This window comes from Parashewanella spongiae (assembly GCF_004358345.1).
Classification (GTDB): domain Bacteria; phylum Pseudomonadota; class Gammaproteobacteria; order Enterobacterales; family Shewanellaceae; genus Parashewanella; species Parashewanella spongiae.
The window spans coordinates 3366342-3382648 of the sequence record NZ_CP037952.1 but is presented as its reverse complement, the minus strand read 5'-3'; the positions used below and the strand labels follow the sequence as shown (position 1 = coordinate 3382648).

Here is a 16307-nt window from a genome sequence, read left to right as displayed (position 1 = left end):
CCCTAATAAGAGTTAGGGCTGATTCTTGCTAATATATTTTAACATCGAAAACTGACTTGTAAGAACATAAAAATTAGTAATTCGCAGCACAGCTATTTTGAGCATTTATACTATTGGAACCATCATCATAATAATAACAATTAGGATTCAATGTTGCTCTGGAACATCTTATTTTACCTCCGTCACAAGAGCTTAGTGAACGAGTTTTTCCTGCAATGATTTTGAAATAAATAAGTCTATTATGCACCGATTCTATGGTTTTTGAGTGCGGGTTAGTAAACCTTCCTGAGTTCGTTGTGGTATAGCAGTCTGTGCCTTCTGAGCAGGATTCACTTCCGACACCATGATATTCAGTAGATTGAACATACATGGTGTATCCACCTCGATTGTCAATTGTTACAATATCAGGATCTGCTTTGTTAATGGTGAAAGGGATATTTCTGTTAATTAAGCCACTTCCACGTATGTTAAGGCTATGTCTACCAATGGCTGGAAACTGATCACTTAAATGAATGCTAATTTCACAACTTTGACTGGCTGGGAGATTTATTGGGCAATTGTTGGTTGATATCGTTTGGCTGGCATCACCTGATGCAACAAGGTTAAAGTGAGTGATTGTTGATAACGTTCGGTTCATAAAAGTGAAAGTCATGCTTGGATTTGACGCATCCATGCTTATGCCTGATAAGTCAATTTCGTTTTCGTTTGCGCTTACTTCAATGGCAGGATCTCCAGTTATATCGATTGGGAGAACGGCAATTTCGTTAGTGCCTTCTCCAAAAATGATATTTGCTCTCGCTGGTGTAATATTATCAGTAATTCGGTATGTAACATTGCAAGTACTTCTGGCTTCGAATACAGAAGTAGTAAAACAACTACCATCAATATATCCACTGGAATGTAAGCCGAGATTAGAGATTCTAGTCGAGAAATCCATAATATCCTCGTCAGTTTGATTTGAAACAGTAAAGCTGCCAGTAGTGTATGTAAACAAGTCTTTTCTACTAGTGAGCGCGGAAACAGTTTCATCGTCAGTAATACCTATTCTTGAGTTTGGATCAATTTGAGGAGGAGAGATAACAATAGGAATAAAGTTCTGCTCAAAATTTTCGCTATTGATACTCATGTTGTATGTTCCATCTAGTAAGGTGGTAAGTGGTATTTCGTAATGCAAGGAACATGTGCCCGTTTGAGCGACTAGAGTACTTGGGGTAATGCAGGTTCCACTGAAAAGCCCTGAAAGTGAACTAGGTAATCTGATTTGTACGTTTTGAACTGCTGTACCTCCAGTATTAAGTACACTTAAATCACCCACGCTTCCCGGTGACAGAGTTAATCTAGTTAAATCTTGAATGTCATCTTGTGCTCGCAATACCAAATTGGGTCCAGAGGCAATATCTACACTTAAAGTGACTGGAATTGATGTTTCATCTGAGTTCACTTGAATAACATGTGTTCCTTGCGAGTCTGATTCGGGGCTGGTTGGAATAATATAATTAAGTGTGCAGCTTTCTCCTCCGGGTAAAGTTAAAGGCGTTTGTACAAGGCAGGTTGACGATGTTGAAGAAAAATAGTTACTGATTTGCTCAGGTATCCGTACATTAATATTATGTGCTACTGCCATTGGTTCTGAAACATTATAAATTAATACTGTGCCGCTAGATGCGCCAGTTAAGTCAAGTGAGTTTATTTGTTGAACTAAATCAGGTGTGAGAAGTTCAAGTTTTGGTTGTGGTGGTAAATGGTTGTCGATATCAAATTGAACTCCATAAGTTGAAACACCAGAGTTTGATTTAACACTAAAGTTGTAATTGAATGAGCCTTGGTATTCGTTTTGTAACCTTGCAAAATTATAACTTAAACTACAACGCCCAGAGCTCGATCTGGGTGAGTCAAAAGATGTCTTTCCTATACAGGAACCACTGAAAGCTGCTCTTAACTCGTCTGGAATACCTGTTATGGTTAAGTTTTCATGTTCAATAAAGCTATTATTTACATTACGAAAAATAAGTGTACCGGATGAATCGTGGGTGACACTAAGAGATGTAACAGGTAGACCAGTTTCAGAGTTTATAATTGTGAGATATCGAAATGCATCTGTGCAAGATAAATCACTCATAGAGGTACATATCTCAATTTTATTATCGTCAGGGAAAACAGAAAACACTCTATTTCTAATCGTTTTTAAAACAATATTTGAGGCAAGAGGCGAGTTGAATTGTTGAAGATCATAGTTGGTAGTAGGTGGGAAATCAGTCCACTTATTAACACGAAGACTTTCGATAAAAGACCCCCACCATTTGTTATTTAAAGTGGCAATACTTGCGGGAGTCATCTCCGCAGGAATAGATACTTCATCTCCTTGATTTATAGAGCTTATGTGACCATCTGGGTTGATATTTGCTTTGAGAGGGTATTTTATATCGGTTTTACTTAACCGAGCTTGATTTCCCCATCCGAAAATATGACTTTTCGTATTATCGAAAGTAAAACTTGGGGTATTGATTCTACCCGCATCACTGCATGATGAGATCGAGTTTGTATCACTTGAAAAACCGCATACCACCAAGTTACCCCAGTGATTACTTTGATCTTGAGTGATATAAAGTTTATCGTTAAAGCTGTTATACATCATGTTAATAATTGAACCGCCCATAGCGCTTCCTGAAAATGTATAATGGGCGTTATCTGATATTCGACCAGCTCTATTAGTCTGTACCATGTAAAAGTTATTAGAGTTTTTTGGATTTATAAAGAGCTGGGTTGCATTTCTATTGGTGTTTCTTGCAATGATTTTATATGGGCCGCTAAAAGCCTGAACATAATGAGTAGTACAATTTTGTAGTTTATTATCGACTAATATACATTGCATAATACTATTACCCCCATAAAGACAATTGTCCCCTTGGTTAACGATATAAATAAATAACGCATTACCTCTTTGTATACCTGAAGTAATATCTGTTGGTGTTAACAGATCGGGTAAGGCGAAACCTTGTTTAGATAGCAACAAAAAAGCGCATATTGCTAAAGAAATGAATCTTGGTGATCTTTTCATTATAATACTCCCAGAAATAGAATCGAACACTAAATGGAGGGGAAGGGATATACTCAGAGTAATTGAATTTTAATGTGAGTTGTTAGAGTTAACTGAAATGGCATATAGACAGTTATTATAGATATTTCTTATCTTACTAATAAAAAAGGATATTTAATAATAGTTAGTTGAAAGAGTGGTGATTTTTGTCGAAACGTTTAATGAATAAGCCTTTGAAATTTAAGTTGAATTTTTTAACTTGTTTTAAACAAAACTACTACATTGAATGTAAGTGTAAGTATCGAAATTGTGGTAGAAAAAACAGCGCCTTCAATAACAAATATCAGAATAAAAAGCCAGTTTAATTTAGCATTAGTAGATATTTCCATTATTAATACCAGTTACAGTTCGAGCTTTTCATTGCAAACTATAGCTACTGAAAAAAGGCTGTGGCGACATCAGGGCGAAAGAATGAACATTCATGCTCTCGCCTTGGCACTGGGAGTTAATAACGTTTACCTGAATGCTTTTTCTTTTTTTCCTCTTGTTGGCGCAAGTGCTCTTCTTCTTTGGCTGCTAGCATTTCTGATACTTTTTGTTTTTCAACTTCAGCCATTTCAGGTGTTTCGAGTGTAAGTTGACCGATTTTTCCACTTCGGAAATCATGCAGTAATACTTCTGAGGCTTTATGAAAATTAATGTGGCCTCCAGGGCGTAACGCGCCGCGTTTTCGGCCTATTTCTTCTAATAATCCAATATCATCTTTTGGTATTTCTTTAATTTTATAGCGCTCACAAATTTCTTTTGGATAGGCGTTTAAGAAAAATTCACAAGCAAATAAAGCTACGTCATCGTAATCCATTGCGGTATCTTTAATTGCACCTGTTACTGCTAATCTGTAACTGCTGGCTTCATTATCGACTTTCGGCCATAAAATTCCCGGAGTGTCAGAAAGAACAATACCATTTCTTAAATTGATACGTTGTTGGGTTTTAGTTACCGCGGGTTCATTACCTGTTTTCGCAATAACACGACCAGCCAGAGTATTAATAATTGTCGACTTACCCACATTCGGTATACCCATAATCATGGTACGAATGTCTTTTTCGGTTTTATCTCGGGAAGGAACGAATTTACGACAAAGATCAGGGATTTTTTTGATCATGGCTGCTTGTAATGTAGTAATGGCACTGGCTTTAACCCCTTGCTCTCGCTCTAAATAATCAATCCATTGTGCTGTTACTTCTGGATCGGCAAGATCACTTTTATTGAGCAACTTGATACAAGGCTTATCTCCGCGCAGCGAGGCGACCATCGGGTTTTCACTGCTGTAAGGGATACGGGCATCTAAAACCTCAATAACAAGATCAACTTGCGGCATAACTTTTTCGATTTCTTTTTGGGCTTTATGCATATGCCCTGGGTACCACTGTATCGCCATGATGATGCCTTGTATTTATATAACGTCTAAAGTTGGATATTTTACTTAATCATAATAAAATGTCATAAAAAAAGCGCTAATAAGCGCTCTTTACGGGATTAAATGACGCCAAGTTCTTTTAATCGTTCCTGTAAGTATTCATGAGCAGTGTAACGTTCAGAAAGGACAACATCAGGTTTTGGGTGTAAAAAAAGCGGTAATGAAATACGAGCTTTTGTTTTATCCATTCCTTCAGGGTTAATAACGCGATGAGACGTTGAAGGGAAGTATCCGTTTGTTGTCTCTTGCAGCATATCACCGATATTGATGATAATGTTACCAAAGTCACTTGGGACATCTAACCAAGTACCGTCTTTATCTTTAACTTGTAAACCTGGTTCGTTTGCAGCAGGAAGCACAGTAATCAAGTTGATATCTTCATGTGCGGCAGCCCGAATAGCTCCTGACTCTTCATTACCAGTCATTGGAGGATAATGTAATATTCTTAATAAAGTGCTGTCACTGTCTTTTATCATTTCGGATAAAGCGATGGAGTAGTGAGCGGCAACTTCAGCAGGTGAGTGTTCTTCAATCCAGCAAAGTAACTCAGATGCAAAAGAGTTCGCTAATTGGTAGTATTTTACAATATTTTCTTCTAAAGATTTAGGGATCTGACCCCAAGGATAGTAGTGATAATATTCTTTTATATCTTTAACTGAATTGCCTTTTGCTGTCTCTGAAACACTGGCAGGAAAAAAACCATCTTGTGTTGAAACATTAAATTTGAAATCATGTTTTTCTTCAGAATTGAAAAATTCTTGCCACTCTGAATAGATTGTTTCAACAAGCTCTTGGCTTATTGGATGATTTCTTAACACACTAAAACCGGTTTGGTGTAGTGATTCTACAAATTGCTTGGATGCGTCCTTTGCAAGATAATCAATTGTGTCTAATTTCATTTGTTATATTCTTAAGTGAGTTAACCCCGCGTGCATTTTACCTTTACATAAGGTTAACTGCAAAAGCTGTGTTTCATATTTTGAAAAGTAAAAGAATAATCGAGTTTATACCAATTACAGTAATTAAATGCTCAACTGAGAGCTATGTATGCGAACAAAGTACAAACGAAATTGGTGAAAACATAGTTATTACCGACATACAAAACTGTCGTTATTACATTGCTACGTTGCACGTTTTTGACTTATCCCGACAAAAGCACGAAGTGCATTGAACGCGAGCTTTATATGGCGGCCGTAGGGAATATAGTACTTCGAACATGCGCCTTGTACTGCAAACCTTTTTTACTTGCTGAATGAGAAATTAATTACTGTAATTGGTATTAGGGGCTATTTATCTTTCGTGATTATTTTTGCAGCGATAAATTGATCGTTTTATACAAAACAGAGTTTGTGCGGTTTGGTTATTATCGACATACAAAACTGTCGTTACTTCGTTTCCAAATAAGCAAGCGATAACGCAGTACCTTTTATTTAGAAAGAGCGACCAATTTACGCTCTCTCTTTTTTCGATGCTTTTGAGCGTTCACTGTTCTGTGTTGTAACCCGTTTACTTAGATGACTAAGCTTCACTGCTTACGCCTTGAACAGATAAACGCTCAAATAGTACAGAATTTAATCCTGAAAGATAAACAGCCCCTAGTACATATACCCGAGTATTTATAACATAATGAGAACTACCATGAGTAAATTAACTGATTTTGAAAAGTATGTGATTGAACAAAAAGGCACTGAGGCTCCTTTTAGTGGTGAATATACAAATTTAGATAGTGAAGGTATTTACCTATGTAAAAAGTGTAGGGCACCGCTGTATCGTTCAGAGCATAAATTCATTTCTCATTGTGGGTGGCCTTCATTTGATGATGAAATTCAAGGTGCTGTGACTCGCCATATGGATGCCGATGGAAAACGAACTGAGATTGTTTGTAGTAAATGTGGCGGGCATTTAGGTCATGTATTTGAAGGTGAATATTTGACAGAAAAAAATGTCAGACATTGTGTGAATTCTGTTTCTATGATATTTGAAGCAACCGAAGAGGTAAAAAAAACAAAATTTTTAGCTACGTTCGGTGGTGGTTGCTTTTGGTGTATCGAAGCTGTTTTTTCGGAATTGAATGGAGTATTAAATGTAACTTCAGGGTATTCAGGTGGTCTTGCAACAGAAGCAAACTATAAAGCGGTATGTTCTGGTTCTACCGGCCATGCTGAAGTCGTACAAATAGAGTTTGATCCAGATGTGATTGATTATGAAACATTGATGCTGGTTTTTTTTGAGGCACATGATCCGACTACATATAATCAGCAAGGTAATGATATTGGCCCTCAATATCGAAGTGTTATTTTTGCTCATAACTCGCTTCAAGCAGAAAAAGCTTCAGAGTTTATAAAGCATTTAGAACTGTCTTGTGTTTTTCAAGCGCCTATTGTGACAGAGCTGACCATGCTTGAAAGCTTTTACCCCGCTGAAAATTATCATAATGATTATTATGAGCTTCATGGCCATCAGCCATATTGTCAGATTGTGATAAAACCTAAAGTGGATAAGATTCGAAAGGTATTTTCTGATCGAATTAAATCTAAAAACATCAGTTGAACGTTGAGTATATGAGAAATACGATGATTTTATCATCATGGCTTTCAGCCAATGAGTGAAGTGCTCTACGCTCACAAGCTTGCTAAAATGACTGTTATCTGCGTTGTAACTTTTGCAAGTAGAGTACTTGCTGCAAGCTACGCCTTACTATCAGCCATTTTTTCTACGCTTCAGAACGTAGTTAACAGATGTTTCTAGGGAGCGCCACGAAGCGCTTTATTCTGTTGCGGGATTTGTCTCAACGTATACGCAGCCAAGCGATTACATGGCCATAAACCAGAGACAGCAACGTTATTATTTATAATAAGTCCATCAGGTTGAAACGTACCTGACGGGATAATTACCAGTTCATCCCGAAATCTGACGGGCATGCATAATGGGTAACCGCTATGACATGAAGCCCTGTGACAAAGGCCTTGAATAAAGGTTGAGATGCAATGTAGGCCGCAGCATCAAGCGAATTCAGTTAAGCGTCGTAAATCAAAAAATGAAGATGGGGAGTCTTTCCTAGTTGACGAACCCTGACACAAACAGAGAAGCAACTGGTAAATGCATCTGTTTGATCTTCCGGCGTAATATGAAGTGGCATGTATTGAAGGAAATAAAGTGAACGTGGGAGAGCCTGAGTGTTGGAAGGTAGTGACTTCCACTATCCGAATATAAGGTAAACCGAAATTTCAGATAGGGCGCTCAGGCAGTCGGATGAGCCCATAGTACCGTTAACCGTGAAGACAACATAACTTCACATCAGGGAAGGGGCTCAGTGTTACACCCGTTTTTTAACGTAACTTTTGAGGTGAAATTGCCATATGGCTAACACTCCAGTAAATATCAGAATATTACAGCGAAAACTTTACTTACGCTCAAAGCTTAACTCGGAGCTACGATTTTACAGCTTGTACGATAAACTCAGTCGCCTAGATATACTCGAAGAAGCCTATCGACGATGCAAAGCCAATAAAGGCGGAGCAGGAATTGATGGCATCACATTCAGTTGTCTAGAGCAGCAAAAGAAAGTCGTTGCGCTGTTAAAAGAAATTCAAACTCAATTACAACAGAAAAACTATCGACCTAGCCCAGTCAAACGAGTAGAAATACTCAAAGACAACGGCAAAACGCGGAAACTTGGGATCCCGATAATCAGTGACAGAATTGTGCAAATGGCGATGACAATAGTGATGCAACCCGTCTACGAACCTCATTTACATGAACACAGTTATGGTTATCGTCCATGTCGAAGCGCCCAGCAAGCGGTAAAAGTCATTGAAATGAGCCTAAAACAAGGCTATCAGCACGTACTTGATGCTGACTTGAGCGCCTATTTCGATACCATCCCGCACGCTAAGTTGATGGCAAAAGTAGAAAGGCGAATAAGCGACAGCAGCTTTCTGAGTTTGCTGAAAAGCTTTATCAAAGCGCCCATCAGCGTAGAGACGGTCAACAGAAAATGGCGAATAGAAGCAAGCCGATGTGGCACTCCGCAAGGCGGAGTTATCTCTCCACTACTGGCTAACATCTATCTCAACGATTTCTGTTTGAAAATACACGAAAAAACACCGTGTAAAATCGTTACCTATGCAGATGATTTTGTTGTACTTCATAAGCAAACCTACACACAAGAGCAACTGGACTGGATAGCACAGCAATTAAGTGATGAAGGTCTGAAGCTAAATCAAAGTAAAACCCACTGTGTGGATATGGGAAAGCTGATGAATGAGTTTGATTTCCTCGGTTTTAACTTTCAACGGATCACAGGCTTCATCAAAGGCACCAGTTACATTAAGATACAGGCGTCTAAGAAGAGCCAAACAAAGCTGAAAAATAAACTCAGAGACATAGTGAAGCATCGAACCTCAAATACACTTGGCGTACTGATAAATAAAGTTAATCAAGTTCTGAGGGGATGGAAACACTATTTTGGTGGGATAGGATATCCCAGAGGAGTATTTTTCAGAATAAATGGATTTGTAGTAAACCGATTCTATCGATGGCATCGTCGCTTAAGTCAACGTCGAAGCAAGTATCTATCACGAGGTGCTTACGAAAAATTACGCCAAGCTGGTCTTGAGTATTTACCCACGACAAGATGATAAGCAAAGTGAAGGGGCTGAGAGAAGTGTAACAACAGAGCCGTGTGAGGGAAAACCTCATGCACGGAATCGAAGAGGGGCTGCTGGATAAGCGATAGCGAAGCCAGTAGCCTACTCTACTTAAACGAGTAGTGAGGTTGGCTCACTACCCATTCTCAGAGGTCAAGATAGCAAGCTAGAGTTAAGAATCTAACTTGTCATCAGCAATATGATAGTGTGGATCTTCTATTAAATTTACTTCCACTAAATCACCAGCTTTGTTTAATAATTGTTTACAGTCGCCACTTAAGTGTCTTAAATGTAGGCGCTTTCCTGTAGAAACATAACGCTCAGCTAACGTATCGATAGCTTCTAATGCTGAGTGATCTGCAACTCGAGAATTTTGAAAGTCGACAATAACATCTGCAGAGTCTTTTTTAGCATCAAATAACTCTAAGAAGTTTGAAACGGAACCAAAAAACAGCGGGCCGTTTAGTTTATAAACTTTCCATCCATTTGCATCTTCTTCTATTTGCACATTAATATGTTTTGCATGTTCCCATGCAAAAACTAATGCAGAAACGATTACGCCAACAAAAACGGCAAACGCTAGATCTGTAAATACGGTAACAGTAGTTACCAAAATAATCACAAACGCGTCATGTAACGGTACTTTACGCATTACCTTGAAGCTAGCCCATTCAAATGTGCCCAGCACGACCATGAACATAACGCCAACTAGTGCTGCAAGTGGGATCATTTCAATGAAACTAGAACCAAACAGAATAAATGCTAGTAATGCCAATGCAGCGGTGATGCCAGATAATCGGCCACGGCCACCTGAGTTAATGTTGATCATAGATTGACCGATCATCGCGCAGCCACCCATAGCGCCAAAAAAGCCACTGGTAATGTTTGCAACACCTTGACCAACGCATTCTTTGTTGCCTTTTCCTCGAGACTCTGTCATTTCATCAATAACAGTTAACGTCAGAAGTGATTCAATCAAACCAACTGCGGCAAGGATTGCCGAATAAGGTGCAATAATCATCAAAGTTTCAAGGTTGAACGGTACACTTGGAATATTGAATGTTGGTAGATTACCAGCAATCGTTGCTGTTTCATCACCACTCATCGACTTTAGGAAATCTAAAACAGTGCGAGTGTCTAAGTCAAAACCAACAACTATAGCTGTAACTGTTAATATCGCGGCTAAAGAAGATGGAATCGCGCTGGTCAGCTTAGGTAAAAAATGAATGATAAACATCGTTAGAGCGACGAGCCCTAACATTAGGTACATTTGGTTACCTTGTAGCCATTGCAATACACCATTCGCATCAGGGGCTTTAAATTGGCCTAATTGAGCGAGGAAAATAACAATTGCTAGACCATTCACAAAGCCTATCATTACAGGGTACGGCACGATTCGGATAAATTTGCCGAGCTTAAATACACCAGCTAAAACTTGAATTAATCCTGCTAAAACAACGGCTGCAAAAAGGTATTGCACACCATGCTCAGCGACTAACGCAACCATGACAACGGCCATAGCGCCCGTTGCTCCAGATATCATACCTGGTCTACCGCCTATTAAAGCAGTAATCAGTCCCATTATGAAAGCAGCATACAAACCTACCATGGGTTCAACACCTGCAACAAATGCAAATGCTACAGCTTCTGGTACCAATGCGAGAGCGACTGTAATACCAGAGAGTAAATCAGCTTTTGAACTCGCAGTTTTATGACGAATTAGATCGAACATCTGACCTCAATATAAATTTATAATAAAATGGCTTAAATTTCAGGCGGCGATTTTAGCAGAAATAACCATCAATAACTCAAAAAAGAAGCCATCAAATGATGACTTCTTTTTAATGAAAAGTTATTTAGATAGTTACGGTCTAGCCATCTCTGATCCTGCGCTATTAGTTGCTTTTGATTTGACTGTTTTAACAGGCGCTTCATCAGAGTAATCGTGTCCTTTCGGTGTTTCTACTTTTACTCTTTGCTCAAGTTTAGGCTTAGACATTTGTGAACTTACCATAGAGCCGAAGCGACTATTTGAAGTCTTTGGCTTCACTGTTGTAGTAGCAACAGTTGCGTCTACAACAACATCAGAAGCATCTTCTAGGCTTTCTTTTGGCGTAACAGTGGAATTTACAGCTTCATCGACTTTAGTTTTCACTGTTGCCTTTTTAGTTTGCCTTTTTACTGGAGTTGGCTTAGCCATAGGAGCCGCAGCTGAGGTACGTTCCGCATCAATTTTGGTCTTAACTTTAGCTTTTGGAGCAGAAGCTTTGACTTTTGGCTCACTTTCAACTGGGACGCTCTCAACTTGAAGTTCAACGTTTGATGCAGATGTAGGCTCAGTTTGAGCTGGTGGAGCAGTTTCTTCAACTTTAACAGCCTCATCATCTTTAGATTTTTTAGCCGAAGGGGAGGTTACTTTAGCTTTGGCAGAAGTTTTTACTTTTTTCTCTGCTGCAGATGTTTTCTTAGCTTTTGATTTTGTTTTCGCTTTTGCTTCAACTTCAACTTCAACTTCAACAGGGGCTTCAGAAGCTGTTGAGTCAGCTTTAGCTACTTTAGTTTCTATCTCCGCAGCCGGAGTATCGGCCACTTCAGGAACAGGCTCAACATGGGCTTGTTCAGAAGTTTCTACAGGCGCACTTTCAGTGTTACTGCTTTCAAAGTCAAAACTAACAGGCTGTTCTTCGTGAGATTCGAATACAGGATCTGAAACTTGTCCGTCTTTTTCATCTTTACGACGACGTTGCCCTGCAGCTCTCAAGTGACGAGGGCTACGGCGGCTTCGTCGTGTTGTTTCTTTAACTTCTTCTTTAGCGCTGTCAGCTGAGTTACTTTCAAGAGAACTCTCTGTATCAGCATTTTCTACAGATTCCGCAGGTAATTTAACAGCATCTTCTATGGTCACAGTTTCAGCTTTGACTTTTTTTACGGCCTTTTTAGGTGATTGTTGTACAGCCACTGCCGTATCATTGGACTTGGTCGAGGTTTCTTCTGTGGTCACAGTGTCTGTTGCAACCGTTTTCGGCTTTGGTTTTCTACGTGGCTGACGAGGCTTAGTCTCTTTTACTGGAGACTCAGCTTTTGTTGCAACTTCTGCTGAAGTAGGCGTTTCTACAGGTTGATTGTTTTGTAATTCAACATTTACGACTTCTTCTACTTGTTGCTCTTGCTCGATCCGCACCTTGCGTCTCATGTTCCGTCTTTGGCGACGTTCACGAGCAGCTTCCTGTTTTGGCTCTGAAGCATCAGGTTTCGCTTGGCGAGTAGGCCTTGTATCTGTTTTATTGTTAGCTTTTGCATTGCGAGGCTTACGTTCTTGGTTGTCCGTACCATCTCGTTTAGAAGAATCTTTCGTATTACGTGAACTACGATTGTCGTTATTCCGACGAGAGTTTCTGCGTTGAGTGTTTTCCGATGACTTTTTATTAGATGATTTCGAGCTTGTTTTCGGGGCTTCTTCCGTTTTAAATAAACCAGCAATTGCAGAAAATATCCGAGAGAATAACCCTTGAGAATCAGAAGATTTTTTAGCAACGGGTTTAGCGGATGACTTAGCAGGAGATATCGCTTTTTTAGGGGAAGAAAACCCTTTTAGAGTAGGCTCTGAGCTTGCAGCTCGCTCAAGCTTACGTGGTTCATAAAGCTTTGTTTCAGGCTTTTCTGTGCGATTAAAACTAGACTCAATAGCATCTTCATCATTACGATGACGAACAACTCGATAATCGGGCGTTGTCATATGTGCATCAGGGATAATATAAACTTCAACCCCATGGCGTTCTTCAGTAATACGTATTGCTTTTCGCTTTTCATTTAATAAAAAGGCTGCAACATCTACAGGAACAATTGCTTCAATTTGAGAAGTATTTTCCTTGATAGATTCTTCTTCCATTAATCGAAGAATAGACAGCGCTAATGACTCAGTTCCTCGAACGGTTCCTTGCCCATGACAGCGAGGGCAAAGGTTCGCTGCTGACTCTTCAAGTGAAGGGCGTAAACGCTGACGAGACATCTCCATTAAACCAAAACGGGATATTCTCCCTAACTGTACACGTGCTCTATCATGATGTACGGCATCACGAAGACGGTTTTCAACTTCACGTTGATGACGAGCCGGTGTCATGTCAATGTAATCGATAACAACCAAACCACCCAAGTCACGTAAACGAAGTTGGCGAGCAATTTCGTCTGACGCTTCAAGGTTAGTATTTAAAGCGGTTTCCTCAATGTCGCCACCTTTTGTAGCGCGTGAAGAGTTAATATCGATTGAGGTTAATGCTTCGGTTGGATCAATGACGATTGAACCACCTGAAGGCAATCTTACTTCACGTTGAAATGCCGATTCAATTTGAGACTCTATTTGGAAATGAGTAAATAAAGGTACTTCAGACTTATAAAGTTTTACTCTATCTGCAAAGTCAGGGCGAACTAGGGATATGTGTTGTTTGGCATTATCATAAACTTTTTGGTGGTCAATTAAGATTTCACCAACATCGCGGCGCAAATAATCACGAATTGCACGCACAATAACGTTGCTTTCCTGATGAATTAAGAAAGGAGCACTGCCTGATTCAGCTGATTCTTGAATAGCTGCCCAATGATGCTGTAATACTTGTAAGTCCCACTTGAGTTCTTCAGCAGCTTTACCTACACCCGCTGTACGAACAATAAGTCCCATACCAGCAGGCATTTCAAGCTGTGACATAGCTGCTTTTAATTCTGTGCGCTCATCACCTTCAATACGGCGAGAAATGCCGCCAGCTCGAGGATTATTTGGCATAAGAACAAGATAAGAGCCAGCAAGGCTAATGAAAGTAGTTAACGCCGCACCTTTGTTGCCTCGTTCCTCTTTATCTATCTGAACGATAACTTCTTGGCCTTCCTTAACAACCTCTTTGATGCTAGGGCGACCTTGGAAAGAATATCCTTTAGGGAAATATTCGCGGGCAATTTCTTTAAGTGGTAAAAAGCCGTGACGTTCAGCGCCATAATCGACGAAAGCCGCTTCTAGGGAGGGCTCTACTCGAGTGATTTTTCCTTTGTATATATTGGCTTTTTTCTGCTCGTGTCCTGGGCTTTCAATATCTAGATCATAGAGTTGTTGCCCATCAACTAGAGCAACGCGCAACTCTTCAGATTGAGTTGCATTAATTAACATACGTTTCATGATGATTTCATTCTTCTTAAAATGATGGATCACCAGACTGTGCAGCTGATTACATTATGGGCCTAAAGTATAAGCACGAACCTCACGGTCGGAAATTAGGCAATCTGAGGCGCTCAAGTTTTTAGCTTTGTTAAACGCATTCACTGCGTGTAGCCGCCTATTTATGTCTCTTTTCGATGTATACAATTCGCTTTATGTTGTAAATATCGATTAATTTCATAAATTCTGTATAAAATTCCAATAATGCCAAATCGAACACAACTGTCTGATAACCAGTTAAAATAATGTTCATATTCGTTTGGTTAATTCAGTAGAAACCATTAATTTGTGGTGTCTGTCTCAGGTTTGGCTGAAAATCAATTTTTCTTAAAGTTTGATTTAAACTCAGCTTGTAACTCAATGGGTTACAACCATGTTGAATGACTTTAATTCTCTGAAAACCAGTGATGGCAAAGCAAGTAAATTTGTTTATAAACAATAAATATTGCTATCCAATGGTGAAATATAGCAATAATCGAAAAATTCAGCAACGTAAAGGCGAAAACAAATTAATTGATGTATCATGGCAGCATGAAAATTGAGTAGTTAAATGATGAGTAAACAAGAATTAGCCGTTAAAGTGCAGTTAGTCGAAATCGACGAAGATAACCTTAGCCAACGCATTGATAACTTTTTGATGACCAAATTAAAAGGTGTACCCAAAAGCATGATTTATCGAATTGTGCGAAAGGGTGAGGTTAGAGTAAATAAAAAGCGAATAAAACCTGAATATAAGCTCCAAATTGGCGATATTGTTCGCATTCCGCCTGTGCGAGTGTCAGAGGCGAGTGATGATCGCGCTCCGTCTCCTAAATTATCAAGAGTTTCTCAGCTTGAAAATCGTATTGTTTATGAAGATAAGCACCTTATTGCACTTAATAAGCCTTCTGGAATAGCCGTCCATGGTGGAAGCGGAGTTGATTATGGTGTGATAGAAGCCATGCGAAGTTTACGGCCGCAGCAAAAGTTTCTTGAGTTAGTGCATCGACTCGATAAAGAAACATCGGGAATTTTACTCATTGCTAAAAAACGTAGTGCGTTAAAAAATTTACATGATCAGCTTCGTTATAAGAAAATGCAAAAAGACTATTTAGCATTAGTGCGCGGTGAGTGGCAAAAAAATGTGAAACAAGTCAATGCGCCTTTATTAAAGATGACGCTCAAATCTGGTGAACGAATTGTTCGAGTCAACGCTGAAGGAAAAGCATCACAAACTCGATTTAAAATTGTTCAAAAATTTCAAGGTGCGACTTTAGTCAAGGCGAGTCCGTTAACAGGTCGTACACATCAAATACGAGTCCACTGTCAGCATGCTGGGCATCCTATAGCTTGTGATGAAAAATACAGTGAGCAAAAATTTGATGATTCGATGCGAGCTCAGGGATTAAGGAGGCTGTTTCTTCATGCAGAACAACTTCAATTTACTCACCCAGATACTGAAGAAAGAATGACTGTTCGTTCAGAGCCTGATGAAGAACTGGTCAATTTATTGAATGCTTTGAAGAAAGTTTAATTTATACATTCTAAAATAAGTGCATTAGAATTCAGGCGCTCTAATGCATTTGAGTTTTGTCATAACTGCGTATGCGGGTATCCAGTGACTTTCACTAAACAAGAAAAAGAGGCTAGACTACCGACAACAAAACTGTCGTTACTTCGTTTCTAGTCTTCGCTAGATAAACGATACCTCTCTCCTCTGGGGCGGGTGATTCATTCATCCTAGAAACATCAGTTGACTGCGTTCTCAAGCATAGAAAAAATGGCTGATAGTAAGGCGTAGCTTGCAGCAAGTAGTTATTCTACTTGCAAAAGTTACAACGCAGATAGCAGTCATTTTAGCAAGTTTGTGAGCGTAGAGCACTTCACTCATTGGGTGAAAGCCATGATGATAAAGTCATCTTATTGACTCAAACAGTTACTCATATACTCAGCGTTCAA

At 39.3% G+C, this 16307-nt stretch carries 8 protein-coding genes; 3 read left to right on the top strand and 5 right to left on the bottom strand.

The genetic code is table 11. The features are described 5' to 3' along the window. Positions 1 to 73 precede the first annotated feature (73 nt). From E2I05_RS13275 to E2I05_RS13265, 3 genes are all read right to left on the bottom strand, one after another. Complete coding sequence (locus tag E2I05_RS13275) at positions 74 to 3058, bottom strand: COG1361 family protein (RefSeq protein WP_121851754.1); 2985 nt, start codon at positions 3056 to 3058, stop codon at positions 74 to 76. Positions 3059 to 3542: 484 nt separating this feature from the next. After that, on the bottom strand, positions 3543 to 4478 hold the full coding sequence (gene ylqF, locus E2I05_RS13270) for a ribosome biogenesis GTPase YlqF (RefSeq protein ID WP_121851753.1): 936 nt from the start codon (positions 4476 to 4478) through the stop codon (positions 3543 to 3545). Positions 4479 to 4576: 98 nt separating this feature from the next. Further along, the gene (locus E2I05_RS13265; RefSeq protein ID WP_121851752.1) at positions 4577 to 5416 is read right to left on the bottom strand and encodes a 2OG-Fe(II) oxygenase family protein; all 840 of its coding nucleotides are present in this window, start codon (positions 5414 to 5416) and stop codon (positions 4577 to 4579) included. Positions 5417 to 6155: 739 nt separating this feature from the next. Between E2I05_RS13265 and E2I05_RS13260 the strand changes: the two genes are divergently transcribed. Beyond that, complete coding sequence (locus E2I05_RS13260) at positions 6156 to 7067, top strand: bifunctional methionine sulfoxide reductase B/A protein (RefSeq protein WP_121851751.1); 912 nt, start codon at positions 6156 to 6158, stop codon at positions 7065 to 7067. A gap of 809 nt (positions 7068 to 7876) precedes the next feature. Next, a complete protein-coding gene (gene ltrA, locus E2I05_RS13255; protein ID WP_133309452.1) occupies positions 7877 to 9157 on the top strand; it encodes a group II intron reverse transcriptase/maturase in 1281 nt (426 codons plus the stop codon). 181 nt (positions 9158 to 9338) lie between these two features. Here the strand turns inward: ltrA and E2I05_RS13250 are convergent, their stop codons facing one another. Further along, complete coding sequence (locus E2I05_RS13250) at positions 9339 to 10898, bottom strand: SulP family inorganic anion transporter (protein ID WP_121852460.1); 1560 nt, start codon at positions 10896 to 10898, stop codon at positions 9339 to 9341. Positions 10899 to 11030: 132 nt separating this feature from the next. Further along, complete coding sequence (gene rne / locus E2I05_RS13245) at positions 11031 to 14330, bottom strand: ribonuclease E (RefSeq protein ID WP_121852459.1); 3300 nt, start codon at positions 14328 to 14330, stop codon at positions 11031 to 11033. 592 nt (positions 14331 to 14922) lie between these two features. On the opposite strand from rne, the gene rluC reads away from it, so the two are divergent. After that, positions 14923 to 15882 carry a 23S rRNA pseudouridine(955/2504/2580) synthase RluC gene (gene rluC / locus E2I05_RS13240; protein WP_121852461.1) on the top strand — a complete coding sequence of 320 codons (960 nt, stop codon included), beginning with the start codon at positions 14923 to 14925 and terminating at the stop codon, positions 15880 to 15882. Positions 15883 to 16307 lie beyond the last annotated feature (425 nt).